Consider the following 12,054-nt stretch of genomic DNA (forward strand, 5'->3'; position numbering starts at 1 on the left):
GTTGTCCGGCGGATTCGGCACGACCAGTCGTCCAGCCGGCCTCTTCACCACCAGCGCACCAGCGAGGCACCCCTTGAACCACCCCGCCCCCGAGCAGCCCGTCGATGTCGTGGCCCGTCTGCGCGCCACCTTCCGCACCGGCCGCACCAAGCCCGTCGAGTGGCGCACCGCGCAGCTGCGCCGGCTGCGCGCCCTGCTCACGGAGCACGGCCCCGACCTCGAGGCGGCGCTCCACACCGACCTCGGCAAGAGTGCCGCCGAAGCCCAGCGCACGGAGATCGGCTTCACCGTGCGCGAGATCGATCACACGCTCGACCACCTCACCGACTGGCTGCGCCCCGAGCCCGCCCCCGTCCCGGCGCACCTCGGTGCCGACGCCACGGCCTGGACGCAGTACGACCCCCTCGGCGTCGTCCTCGTCATCGCCCCCTGGAACTACCCGGCCCAGCTCCTGCTCGCGCCGGTGGTCGGCGCCCTGGCCGCGGGCAACACGGTGGTCGCCAAGCCGAGTGAGCTGGCCCCGGCCACCTCCGCCACGCTGGCCCGTCTGCTGCCCCAGTACCTGGACACCGAGGCCGTGGCCGTCGTCGAGGGCGGGATTCCCGAGACCACGGCCCTGCTCGCCGAGCGCTTCGACCACGTCTTCTACACCGGCAACGGCGCCGTCGGCCGCATCGTGATGCGCGCCGCCGCCGAGCACCTCACCCCGGTCACCCTCGAACTCGGTGGCAAGTCCCCGGCGTTCGTCGACCGCGACGCAGACCTCGACCTCGTCGCCGCCCGGCTGGCCGGCGGCAAGTTCCTCAACGCGGGCCAGACCTGCGTGGCTCCCGACTACGTGCTCACCGACCCGGAGACCGCCGCCGCCCTGGAGTCGGCGCTGGTCCGTGCCGTCGAGGGTCTGTACGGCGCCGACCCGGCGCGGTCGGCGGAGTACGCGCGGATCGTCAACGAGCGCCACTTCGACCGGCTGACCGGCCTGTTGGACTCCGGCCGGGTGGTCGTCGGCGGCGGCAGCGACCGTACGTCGAAGTACATCGCGCCGACCGTGCTCACCGACGTGGCTCCCGAAGCGCCGGTGATGCGCGAGGAGATCTTCGGCCCGATCCTGCCGATCGTCACCGTGCCGGGCCTGGACGAGGCGATCGATTTCGTCAATGACCGCGACAAGCCGCTGGCCCTCTACGTCTTCAGCGAGTCCGACACGGCCCGGGAGCGGTTCGCCGCCGAGACGTCCTCCGGCGGCCTCGGCCACGGGCTGCCGCTCGCCCATCTCACCGTCTCCGACCTGCCGTTCGGTGGGGTGGGGGAGAGTGGCATGGGCAGTTACCACGGCCGCTACTCCATCGAGACGTTCAGCCACCGCAAGGCGGTCCTGAAGAAGCCGCTGAACTGAGCGGCCCGTTCGTTCCCCGCCGACCCGGCCGAGAGCCGGCCGGGTTGAACTGGTCTACACCCTTGACTGGTACATACCAACGCGGGAGTATGCCTCCAACCCCCACCACGGCCCCCCGCACGCCGTGGCCGGTCCGACCGGCCACGCGCCCAAGGCTCCGCTCCGCCCTGCCCTGTGACGGGAGCGGCCGTGCTCCGCCGAAGGAGGCAGATCCGTGTCGACGCGCCGTATATCCGCTCTGGTGACCGTACTCGCCCTCGCGGGAGCCGTGCCCGTGCTCCTGCCCGCCACCGAGGCGTCCGCCGCCTCGTGTTCGAGCTACCCGGCCTGGTCGGCCGGCGCGAACTACAACACCGGCGACATCGTCCGCTACACCGACGGCAAGGCCTACCGGGCCGAGCACGCCAACCCGGGCTACGACCCGCTCATCAGCACCTGGTACTGGGAGCCGTACGCCTGCGACGGCGGCTCGGAGACTCCGGTCGGCGACTTCGTGGTGTCCGAGGCCCAGTTCAACCAGATGTTCCCGGGCAGGAACTCCTTCTACACCTACAGCGGCCTCACCGCCGCGCTCGGCGCCTACCCCGGCTTCGCCAACACCGGCAGCGACACCACCAAGAAGCAGGAGGCGGCGGCCTTCCTCGCCAACGTCAGCCACGAGACCGGCGGACTCGTGCACATCGTCGAGCAGAACACCGCCAACTACCCGCACTACTGCGACTGGAACCAGTCATACGGCTGCCCGGCCGGGCAGGCCGCCTACTACGGGCGCGGCCCGATTCAGCTCAGCTGGAACTTCAACTACAAGGCCGCGGGCGACGCGCTCGGCATCGACCTGCTGAACAACCCCTGGCTGGTGCAGAACGACGCGGCCGTCGCCTGGAAGACCGCCCTGTGGTATTGGAACACCCAGTCCGGGCCCGGCAGCATGACCGGGCACAACGCCATGGTGAACGGCGCCGGCTTCGGCCAGACGATCCGCTCCATCAACGGCTCTCTGGAGTGCGACGGCAAGAACCCGGCGCAGGTGCAGAGCCGCGTCACCAAGTACCAGCAGTTCAGCCAGATCCTCGGTGTCTCACCGGGCGGCAACCTCTACTGCTGAGCCGCGCCGGGTGTGTGCGAGACATCCGGCGGTGACCTCGGAAGCGGTCACCGCGGAGTCCGCGGGCACCTGGAACCTCGGCGGTCCGCCCGTCCGCAGCGTCGGCTTCGACGCGACGCTGCTGACGGGCGGCGCCGCCTTCCACCTCGGCACGGCGAGCGACGGCGAGCGAGCGGTCGCCGTCCTGCGCCGCGCGGTAGAACTCGGCGTCGACCACATCGACGGGACGGGGCGGGGCGCACTCACGGGCCGGGCCCACGCGCGCTACACGGTCCACACTCCGTCCCGCATGATGTGCCGCTTCTTCAACTCGCGCACCTCGTGCCACGCCTGCACCGTGAGCGGACGCACCCGGAACCAGGCGTAGGAGGCGCTGTCCTCGCGCGGGTCCCAGCCGGTCTTCGCGAGAAACGCCTCGGCCACCCCGGACGGCGCCTGACGCAGCCCGAACGTCTCCACCTCGCCGTCGATCAGGACGACGTCCCGGGTGTGCCCGAACGCCAGCCGGGCCCGGGCACCGGCGCGCAGGTTGTGGCCGGTCGGGTTGGTGAGCCGAGTGCACAGCCAGACCGACTCCCCGTGCCACACGAACCACAGCGGAACCATGCAGGGAAGGCCGTCGGCGTCCGCCGTGGCCACCCAGATGTCCTCCTCCCGCTCCAGGCGGTCCAGCACGTCCTGCTTGCGTCGCCGGGGCTCGCGCGGCGGTGCGGTGATCTTCATCCCCGCGACGGTAGTGGACGGGCAGCGTCCGCACCTCGGCCCTCGGATGTAGGACCGGAGACCTGCGCGGCGTTGTGCGGAGGGCCGTTTTACGTATAACCTCTCCCGTCAATCGCCCGTCCCGAAAGGCCCCGATGACACGCATCGCCCTGGTCGCCCTCGTCGTCGACGACTACGACGAGGCGATCCGCTTCTACACCGAGGGACTCGGGTTCCGTCTCGCCGAGGACACGCCCCGGCCCGACGGCTCCCGCTGGGTGGTCGTCGAACCCGGTGACGCGGCACAGGGCGGCACCGCCCTGCTGCTGGCCCGCGCCAGGGGGGAGTCCCAGCGCTCCCGGATCGGCGACCAGACGGGCGGGCGCGTCGGCTTCTTCCTGTACACCGACGACTTCGCCCGCGACCACGCCCGTATGACGGCCGCGGGCGTGACCTTCCTGGAGGAGCCCCGGCGCGAGCCCTACGGCTCGGTCGCCGTCTTCCAAGACCTGTACGGCAACCGCTGGGATCTGCTCCAGCCCGCCGCCTCCTGACCCGTCCCCCATTTACCGCACCGACCCGCCGAGGAACGACCGCACATGCCATCTACGCGCATAGACACCGAGACCCTCCGCCGCCTCCCGAAGGCGGTACTGCACGACCACCTCGACGGCGGCCTGCGCCCCGCGACCGTCGTGGAGCTGGCGGAGACCGTCGGCCACAGCCTGCCCACCACCGACCCCGCCGAGCTGGCAGCCTGGTACTACGAGGCCGCCAACTCCGGGGATCTGGTGCGCTACATCGCCACCTTCGAACACACCCTCGCCGTGATGCAGAACCGCGAGGGCCTGCTGCGTACCGCCGAGGAGTACGTCCTCGACCTCGCCGCCGACGGTGTCGTCTACGGCGAGGTCCGCTACGCCCCCGAGCTGATGACCAGCGGCGGACTGACCCTCGCCGAGGTCGTCGAGACCGTCCAGGAGGGCCTGGCCGTCGGCATGGCCAAGGCGGCGGCAGCGGGCACGCCGGTCCACGTCGGCACCCTGCTGTGCGGCATGCGGATGTTCGACCGCACCCGGGAGACCGCCGACCTCGCGGTGGCCTTCCGGGACGCCGGCGTCGTCGGCTTCGACATCGCGGGCGCCGAGGACGGCTTCCCGCCCGCGGACCACCTCGACGCCTTCGAGTACCTGCGCCGTGAGAACGTCCCCTTCACCATCCACGCCGGCGAGGCGCACGGGCTGCCCAGCATCCACCAGGCGCTCCAGGTCTGCGGCGCCCAGCGCATCGGCCACGGCGTGCGCATCACGGACGACATCCCGGACCTCGCGGCGGGCAAGCTCGGCCGCCTCGCGGGCTGGGTCCGCGACCGCCGGATCGCCCTGGAGATGTGCCCCACGTCCAACCTCCAGACCGGCGCAGCCACCTCGATCGCCGAGCACCCCATCACCGCGCTCAAGGACCTCGGCTTCCGCGTCACCCTCAACACCGACAACCGTCTCGTCTCCGGCACGACGATGACCCGTGAGATGTCCCTGCTGGTGGAGCAGGCGGACTGGACGGCCGAGGACCTGCGCACGGTCACGGTGAACGCGGTGAAGAGCGCCTTCCTCCCCTTCGACGAGCGCAGGGCCCTGATCGAGGACGTCGTCCTGCCGGGTTATGAGGACGTCGTCCTGCCGGGCTACGAAGCGGTCCTCTGAACGAGCCCGCGCGCATAGGCGGCCTGTCCGACGTGCTGGAGATCGTCGGACAGGACGCTCACCAGCCGGGCGCCGAGGGTGACCGGCGGGTCCCAATTCTCGTCCACGATCCGCTCCAGGTCCTTGGCGGCCAGGGAGCGCAGGGCACCGAGCGTCTGCTCGTGCACGGCGTCGTAGTAGCCGGTCAGCAGGTCGGCCGAGTCGACCCGCACCTTCGCGACCTGTGCTGGGCTGTGGCCGTAACCGGTGTCGTGGCGGGGCAGACCGAGGGCGAAGCGCTTCTCCCACTCACCGGTCAGCCACACCTGGTCGAGCCCGAAGGCGTCCGCGACGTGGTCGTCCTGGACACGGGCGAGATGCCAGACGAGCCAGGCGACGGAGTTGGCGCCGTCGGCGGGGCGGGCGTTCAGGGCGTCGGGGTCGAGGCCCTCGACGGCGGCGTGGACTTCTTCCTGGATGCGGCCGTAGCCCTCGATGAGAATGTCCTTTGCATGCATACGTCCACCATCGCGCACTCCTCCGTCACGCGCTCCCCGTTGCCAACAGCCCCATCAGGGCCCGCGCCGCCGGGCTGGTGGCCTCGGCCGGCGGCAGCAGCGCGATGGTCTCGTACGCCGTGTCGTCGGTGTGCTTCAGCGGCAGCGAGGTGAGGGCTGCCCGCTTGTACCGGAAGTGGCGCGGTACGACCGCGATGCCGAGGTTCTCGTCGAGCAGGTCGAGCAGACCGTGCACGTCGTTCACCTCCAGCGCGACGGTCCGCCGTACGCCCGCCTCGGCGAAGGCGGTGTCGGTGACGCGGCGCGGGCCCCAGTCCGGGTGGAAGTCGACGAAGACCTCGTCGGCCAGATCGCGAGGGGTCAGTACCGCGCCGCCCGTCGCCAGGCGGTGGTCGGGGTGGCACAGGACGGTCATCGGCTCACCGGCGAGCGAGACCGACCGCAGCTGGTCCGTGTCGGCCTGGGTCCGGTAGGCGAAGGCGAGGTCGAGCCGCCCGGCCGCCACCTCCTCCGCCAGCTCGCCCGAACCCGCCTGCCGCAGCCGGATCTCCACGTCCGGGTGCTGCCTGCGGAACGCGGCCAACAGCCCCGCCACCGGCACGCCGGCGACGCACTGCTCGGTGCCCAGCGACAGCGTGCCGCGCAGCACGCCCTGCACCGCGGCGACCGCCTCGTGCGCCGAGCGCACCTGGGCGAGGATCCGCCGGGCCTCGCCCAGCAGCGCCCGTCCGGCCTCCGTCAGCGTCACCCGGCGCGTGGTGCGCACGAACAGCGGCGCCCGCAGCTCCCGCTCCAGCGCCCGGATGGACGCCGACAGGCCGGACTGGGAGACCAGCAGCCGTTCCGCCGCGCGGGTGAAGTGCTGGTCCTCGGCGACCGCGACGAAGTGCTGGAGGTGACGCAGTTCCATGACTGAGAAGCGTAGCCGCACAATCCCATCGGATTCTTCTGTTGGACCACTGCCCGCAGGTCACGACAGAGTGGGACGCGGTTCCGCCCAAGCCCCGCACCCCGGGTGCCAACCCCTCTGGAGTCGCGTTGTACACCGCACACCCCGACCGCTACGCGGACATGCCCTACCGGCGCACCGGACGCAGCGGCCTGAAGCTCCCCGCGCTCTCGCTCGGCCTGTGGCACAACTTCGGCCCGGACCGCCCCGTCGAGACCCAGCGCGCCATCCTGCGGCGCGCCTTCGACCTCGGCGTCACCCACTTCGACCTCGCCAACAACTACGGCCCGCCGCCCGGCTCCGCCGAGTCCGCCCTCGGTGAGGCACTGAAGGCCGACTTCGCGCCGTACCGCGACGAGCTGGTCATCTCCACCAAGGCCGGCTACCTGATGTGGCCCGGCCCGTACGGCGAGTGGGGCTCGCGCAAGTACCTGCTCTCCTCCCTCGACCAGAGCCTGACCCGCATGGGTCTGGAGTACGTCGACGTCTTCTACTCGCACCGCCCCGACCCGGAGACTCCCCTGGAGGAGACGATGGGCGCCCTGCACACGGCGGTGCGGCAGGGCAAGGCGCTGTACGTCGGCGTCTCCAATTACTCCCCGGAACAGACCCGCGAGGCCGCGCGCATCCTCGCCGAGCTGGGGACCCCGCTGCTGATCCACCAGCCGCGCTACTCCATGCTCGACCGCCGCCCCGAGGCCAGCGGCCTCCTGGACACCCTCGACGAGCTCCAGGTCGGCTCCATCGCCTACTCCCCGCTGGAGCAGGGCCTGCTGACCGGCCGCTATCTCGAAGGCATCCCGGAGGACTCGCGTGCCGCGAGCGACAGCCCCTTCCTGAATTCCGACGCGGTCACCGGGGAACTCGTCGGCAAGCTGCGCGCGCTGGACGAGATCGCGAAGTCCCGCGGCCAGTCGCTGGCCCGGATGGCGCTGGCGTGGGTGCTGCGCGAGGGCCGGGTGACCTCCGCCCTGGTCGGCGCGAGCAGCCCGGGGCAGTTGGAGGACAGCGTGGCGGCCATCGGGAACCTCGACTTCGGGTCCGACGAACTGGCCCGGATCGACGAGATCGTCGCGCGGTAGCTCGCGCACGGGCGGGCGATCCCGGAGGCGGACCGTCGCCTCCGGGATCGTCGGCGTTTCGGGTCGGGCCGGAGCCGTTCGGAGGACGGGCCCCGCGACCGTCACGCACCCTCGGGCACCCGGTCCAGGAAGCCGAAGACGGCCCGGATCCGTCCCTCACCGTCCAACGTGACCACGTCGGTCCCGGCCACGGGCGCCGAGCCGTCGGCCTGGCTCACCAGCTCCCAGGAGAAGCGCGCCGTGTCGTGGTGCCCGTCCACGGCACCGGACAGCCGGAAGACGAAGCCGGGGAACTGCTCGTGCGTCGCCGCGATCAGCGCGGTGATCTGCTCGTGACCTCGGACGTCGGAGAGGGGATCGGTATAGCCGCCGTCAATGGTCCAGGCCGCGGCGACCGCCTTGTCCCGGGCGTCCGGCCCCGCGTTCCAGGCCTCGAAGTAGCGGGCGACGGCGTCTTCGTAGCGGCGCGTGGGTGCGGACATGGCGATCAGCCTCCATCAAGGTGTACGTGCTGGTCAGGAACCGGCCTCCGGTCGCGGTGATCCGGTACCGCAACCATGCCCGGACCCGTCGGCGGCGTCGATTACCCCGGGGGTCATGACGAGGGATGCCAGGGGCGCGAAGGCGGCGCACTCGCGGGCGTGTCAGCGGCGCCCCTCGGGGTGCCGGCAACGGGGGCGTGCGCCGCAGAATTTCGGCCATCAACTGCCGTGAATATGCCAGGAGACTGGCCGGAAATTCATGGTGACAGTGGTTCAGTAGTGAACATACTCACCTCTAGGACGTCTCACACCACGCGACAGCGTCCTCACGCACAGCACACGCGCCGCACGGACGTCATGCCCGACCGGCAGGCGGACTGGGCGACGGGGGAGGGGAGCAGTGCACGACGAGTTCCTGTGCCATGTCACCGCCTACGGCGTCTGTGACGGCCGACGCATCGGCGTACCCCTGGGAACCTACCGGGCTCCCACCCTCGCCCTCGCCCTGTGGTGGCTGCGCGACCGCGCCGCCTGGATGGCCGAGCGGCTGGATCCGCAGCCCGACACCCCGCACTTACCGCGCGGCGCCCTGACGCCGGTCGCCGACGACGCCCCCGACGTACCACGCGTCCTGCGCACCTGGTGTGCCGACGACCTCCAACAGGAGTCGGTCGCAGATGAGTTGGCGGCGGGGCGGCTGGTACGGATCGCCACCAGCGATGACACCACCGAGTACGAGCTGATGGCCGAGTCCGTGGACGCGCTGCGCATGCAGCGGGCCTCCCCGCCCCTCGTCGTCCCCGTGGCCTGAGCCGCCGGGGCCGCTGCCGGTGTGTGGCCGGAGCGCCTGCCCCGTGCGTCGCCGGAGCGCTTGCTCGTGCGCCGCCCGAGTGGCCGGGGCGGTGTGCCCGGTCGGGCGTCTGCCGTGCGGCCCCTCAACGCCCGTGCGGCCCCTCAATGACCGTGCGGCCTTCAACGACCGACCGCGGCCCGGCCGCCGCTCCACCGGCCCACCCACCGCGCGAGCAGGGCGCCGAGGAACCCGGTGACCAGCCCCCACAACAGGGCGAGACCGACGGCACCGCGCAGGCGCGGCCGCAGGAACAACTGCCCGGACAGTCCACCGCCCAGATCGCCGATGCCGAGCACCGACAGGCCGTAGTGCGCGGAGATCCGGCCGACGAGGCCGATCATGAGGACCGTGAGCGCCAGCGCCACGCCCATGTGCGCGGCGTGCAGCCAGGCCGGCGTCCCGGCCGGAGAGCGGGACGCGAGCACGAACCCGGCCGCCAGGAGCAGGACCGCCGCGACGACCAGGAGCCACCACCACCGCCCGTCGTGCTCGGTCAGCGTCCCCAGGTCCAGGGTCGAGACCTCCGGAGTGCGCAGCACCTCGTCGAGCACGTGCGGCATCGGCAGTCCGAAGGGCCCTTCCACCCGCCCGTCCCAGGAGGCGCCGAGACCGATCGTCAGCGCGAGCCACGCCAGGTTCGGCAGCCCGAGCAGCAGTACGGCGAAGGTGTCCGCAGGATGCCCCCGCGTTCCGGCGACGACCAGTGCGACGACGATGCCTGCGATGACGTAGACGAGCAGCAGCGCGACCATCGCGTACGCCGCCGGCCGCACCGACGTCCGCAGACGCGGCAGCCGTCCGGGCAGCGGCGCGCCGCGCGAGACCAGCAGGGCCAGCACGAGCACGCCCGCCAGCCACAGCAGCCCGAAGAGGACGGTCAGCGGCACGTCCGTGGTGAAGCCGACCCTCGGGATGACGCCGAACAGGTCGCCGAGGTCGCGCAGCACGCCTTCCCCGAGGGAGACCTCGAAGGTCTGGCGGGCGGCGAAGGACAGCCCGAGGAGGGCGAGCAGCCACAGGGCGGCGATCCGCCCGGCCCAGCCGGCCGGCTTCGGGGCGCCGGCCACCGCCCGGTGGCGCAGTGGCCGCAGAAACCCCCGGGCGATCACCAGGGCGCCGGTGAGCGTGACGGACAGCGGGATCACGGTCAGCCCCGCGTCGGTGTCGGCGAGCTCCCCGGCGTCGCCGGACAGCTCCAGCGAGCCGCCCACGGCGGTCACGACGGTGGCGGTGACGACCCGGGGGAAGGCGTTGCCGGGCAGGTCAGCGGCCCCGGCCGCCCACAGCCCGAGCGCGGCCACGACTCCCATGGAGACCAGCCCGGCCAGCACCGTGGCCAGGGCCTGGACCCAGCCGTGCCGGGCGACTGCACGGCCGGAAGGACCGGAAGGGGTTCGCGAACTCACGCTGCCACGCTAGGCAGCACCCGCCGGGCGCGCCCGGTGACAGGGCCGTCCGCGTCGGCCGGAGCACGGGGAGTACCCGCGCGAGCCGGCCCCGACCGCGGTCCGGGCCTCGGCTTTGCGGCCCGCTCCGGCGGGCCGTGGGCTGTCCGTGAGGAGGGCCGGCGGAGAACAGGCGGCCGGCCTGCCCGGGGGGCGTCCGTGAGGAGGGCCCGCAGGGAACACGCGGCCCGGACACCGGTGCGATCGGTCTCCGCCGTCGCGGCGGCTCAGTCCGCCCGGACGACGAGGGCGTAGTCGCCCAGCCCCAGCAGTCGGTCGGTCGGCACCTCGCCGCGCGACGTGAAGACCGCGAGGACGCGGCCGGTCCCCGGATCGAACGCCACGTCCAGCACCGCGCCGTGTCCGGCGCCCGCCTCGGTCAGTACCCGACGGCCCAGCAGGTCGTGGCGGGGCGGAACCGTGCCAGAGGTGGCGGCGGAGCGGATCCGGACGGCGCCCGGACCGACCGCGTGCACCGAGTCCCAGGGCAGCACCCTCTCCCTGCCGAGACGGCTGCCTCGGAGCCGGACATGGCTCACCACACCGGACGCGACGTCGACGGTCAGGGACGTCACGGTGCCGATCGGCCCGGCCTCCTGCGGCGGTACCACCGGCAGTCCCCGCACCTCGCTGAACAGCATCACGGCAGCGAGCCCTTCCAGGGACCGGGGACACCGCCGACCAGCGCGGTGAAACCCGGCAGGTCGTCGGCGACGTGCCGGACGGCCTCCTCGGGCAGCACCAGGGACCGGCCGGCGACCGTGACCGGCCCGCGGCGCGGCACGTACACCCGGCGGCGGTGCCGACCCGGACCCGGCGCGAACCGTCTGCTCGCCGCCACCCGGAAGCCGACGATCCGCCCGTCAGTGCCGCCCTCCACCACGACGTCGAGCACCGTGCCGATCTCGGCCCCCGTCTCCGTCAGCACCCTCGCCCCCAGCACGCGGGCCCGCAGGGTCCGCTGGTGCGCCATCATGGCCGCCGCGCTCACCACGCCCCGCCCATCGCGGATCATCACCGCGTCGTGGCCCAGTGCGTACACGGCCGACCAGGGCAGACCCTCCTTCGACGGGCCGGACAGCAAGCCCCGCCCGCTCAGGGTGAAACCGGTGATCCGGCCCGCGGCGGCGTCGCATACGGTGTCCTTGACGTGGGCGACGGCGTCGCCGCCGAGGGTGACCACCGGCCGGGTGGTGAGGCTTCGCGCGGCCATCAGTTCGTTCATCGCACACCCTTCCCGCACCCTCGGGTTCCCCGCGCCACTGTGACGATGCCCGCAGTGCGGGACAACGGGGACTGCACAGTCGGGCACGGGGTACGAGGACAGGTGCAGCAGCGTCCGGCCAGTCCGGCTTCCGAGAGAGAAACGCATGACCGAATACCTGGACGGGGCAGTGATACCGACTGGTTTCGACGTACCCGTTGAACCGCTGAGGCGGGCAGCACACTACTCCGGTGAGCCGGGATGCATAGCGCAGGCGCGTACCTTCGCCTCGCTCTTCCTCGATCAGTTGAGGACCGAGTGGTGCGCCACGATCGGCGGGCGCGCCGACGGCGCGGTGCTGTTGGTGGTGAGCGAACTGATCACCAACGCCGACCGCCACAGCCAGGGACCGTACATCCTGGAGCTGGAGGGCACGGACGCCTCGGTGGCGGTGACCGTCTACGACAGCAGCGGGGCGGCGCCCCAGCGTTTCCCCCGCGACCCCGAACGCGTGGGCGGGCACGGCTTGGAGATCGTCCACGCCCTGACCAGGGCAGTCGTCGTCGAACGCGTACCGGTCGGCAAGCGGGTGCGCGCGGTGGTGCCCCTCACCGAAGCATGACCGTGCCGCCCCAC

The 12,054-nt window shown here is 72.2% G+C and carries 14 protein-coding genes and 1 pseudogene; 8 read left to right on the forward strand and 7 right to left on the reverse strand.

What is annotated here, in order from left to right; all coding sequences use genetic code 11:
• Positions 1–73: 73 nt before the first annotated feature.
• The 3 genes and pseudogenes from ABEA26_RS19595 to ABEA26_RS19605 all read left to right on the forward strand — a co-directional run.
• A complete protein-coding gene (locus tag ABEA26_RS19595) occupies positions 74–1,396 on the forward strand; it encodes an aldehyde dehydrogenase family protein (RefSeq protein ID WP_345593982.1) in 1,323 nt (440 codons plus the stop codon).
• A gap of 214 nt (positions 1,397–1,610) precedes the next feature.
• On the forward strand, positions 1,611–2,501 hold the full coding sequence (locus ABEA26_RS19600; RefSeq protein WP_345593925.1) for a glycoside hydrolase family 19 protein: 891 nt from the start codon (positions 1,611–1,613) through the stop codon (positions 2,499–2,501).
• Positions 2,502–2,532: 31 nt separating this feature from the next.
• A pseudogene (locus ABEA26_RS19605) lies at positions 2,533–2,724 on the forward strand (aldo/keto reductase); the annotation flags it as partial.
• Between the two features lie 41 nt (positions 2,725–2,765).
• Here the strand turns inward: ABEA26_RS19605 and ABEA26_RS19610 are convergent.
• Entirely contained in the window at positions 2,766–3,224 is a 459-nt protein-coding gene (locus ABEA26_RS19610) for a pyridoxamine 5'-phosphate oxidase family protein (RefSeq protein WP_345593926.1), read from the reverse strand.
• A gap of 134 nt (positions 3,225–3,358) precedes the next feature.
• Here ABEA26_RS19610 and ABEA26_RS19615 point away from each other — a divergent pair, with 134 nt between their 5' ends.
• Complete coding sequence (locus ABEA26_RS19615) at positions 3,359–3,757, forward strand: VOC family protein (RefSeq protein WP_345593927.1); 399 nt, start codon at positions 3,359–3,361, stop codon at positions 3,755–3,757.
• 45 nt (positions 3,758–3,802) lie between these two features.
• Complete coding sequence (locus ABEA26_RS19620; RefSeq protein WP_345593928.1) at positions 3,803–4,906, forward strand: adenosine deaminase; 1,104 nt, start codon at positions 3,803–3,805, stop codon at positions 4,904–4,906.
• Here the strand turns inward: ABEA26_RS19620 and ABEA26_RS19625 are convergent.
• Both ABEA26_RS19625 and ABEA26_RS19630 read right to left on the reverse strand, forming a co-directional pair.
• Complete coding sequence (locus ABEA26_RS19625; protein ID WP_345593929.1) at positions 4,888–5,403, reverse strand: mycothiol transferase; 516 nt, start codon at positions 5,401–5,403, stop codon at positions 4,888–4,890. The two genes, ABEA26_RS19620 and ABEA26_RS19625, sit on opposite strands and share 19 nt — an antisense overlap.
• Positions 5,404–5,428: 25 nt before the next feature.
• A complete protein-coding gene (locus ABEA26_RS19630; protein ID WP_345593930.1) occupies positions 5,429–6,313 on the reverse strand; it encodes a LysR family transcriptional regulator in 885 nt (294 codons plus the stop codon).
• A gap of 128 nt (positions 6,314–6,441) precedes the next feature.
• Here ABEA26_RS19630 and mgrA point away from each other — a divergent pair, with 128 nt between their 5' ends.
• Positions 6,442–7,434: an L-glyceraldehyde 3-phosphate reductase gene (gene mgrA, locus ABEA26_RS19635; protein ID WP_345593931.1), complete on the forward strand. Its 993-nt coding sequence runs from the start codon at positions 6,442–6,444 to the stop codon at positions 7,432–7,434.
• A gap of 101 nt (positions 7,435–7,535) precedes the next feature.
• Here mgrA and ABEA26_RS19640 read toward each other — a convergent pair whose 3' ends face one another.
• Positions 7,536–7,916, reverse strand: a complete 381-nt coding sequence (locus ABEA26_RS19640) for a nuclear transport factor 2 family protein (protein WP_345593934.1) — start codon at positions 7,914–7,916, stop codon at positions 7,536–7,538.
• A 400-nt stretch (positions 7,917–8,316) separates the two neighbouring features.
• Between ABEA26_RS19640 and ABEA26_RS19645 the strand changes: the two genes are divergently transcribed.
• Entirely contained in the window at positions 8,317–8,727 is a 411-nt protein-coding gene (locus ABEA26_RS19645; RefSeq protein ID WP_345593936.1) for a hypothetical protein, read from the forward strand.
• 161 nt (positions 8,728–8,888) lie between these two features.
• On the opposite strand, the gene ABEA26_RS19650 is transcribed toward ABEA26_RS19645, so the two are convergent.
• The 3 genes from ABEA26_RS19650 to ABEA26_RS19660 all read right to left on the reverse strand — a co-directional run bounded on the left by ABEA26_RS19650 (position 8,889) and on the right by ABEA26_RS19660 (position 11,439).
• Positions 8,889–10,175 carry a streptophobe family protein gene (locus ABEA26_RS19650; RefSeq protein WP_345593938.1) on the reverse strand — a complete coding sequence of 429 codons (1,287 nt, stop codon included), beginning with the start codon at positions 10,173–10,175 and terminating at the stop codon, positions 8,889–8,891.
• A 266-nt stretch (positions 10,176–10,441) separates the two neighbouring features.
• Positions 10,442–10,858 (reverse strand): PRC-barrel domain-containing protein, encoded by a 417-nt coding sequence (locus tag ABEA26_RS19655; protein WP_345593940.1) that lies wholly within the window; start codon positions 10,856–10,858, stop codon positions 10,442–10,444.
• On the reverse strand, positions 10,855–11,439 hold the full coding sequence (locus tag ABEA26_RS19660; protein ID WP_345593941.1) for a PRC-barrel domain-containing protein: 585 nt from the start codon (positions 11,437–11,439) through the stop codon (positions 10,855–10,857). Before ABEA26_RS19660 ends, ABEA26_RS19655 begins: the two co-directional genes overlap by 4 nt.
• A gap of 145 nt (positions 11,440–11,584) precedes the next feature.
• On the opposite strand from ABEA26_RS19660, the gene ABEA26_RS19665 reads away from it, so the two are divergent.
• Positions 11,585–12,040, forward strand: a complete 456-nt coding sequence (locus ABEA26_RS19665; protein WP_345593943.1) for an ATP-binding protein — start codon at positions 11,585–11,587, stop codon at positions 12,038–12,040.
• Positions 12,041–12,054: the final 14 nt, after the last annotated feature.

Origin of the sequence: Streptomyces marokkonensis (genome assembly GCF_039539045.1) — a bacterium.
GTDB classification, from domain to species: Bacteria; Actinomycetota; Actinomycetes; order Streptomycetales; family Streptomycetaceae; genus Streptomyces; species Streptomyces marokkonensis.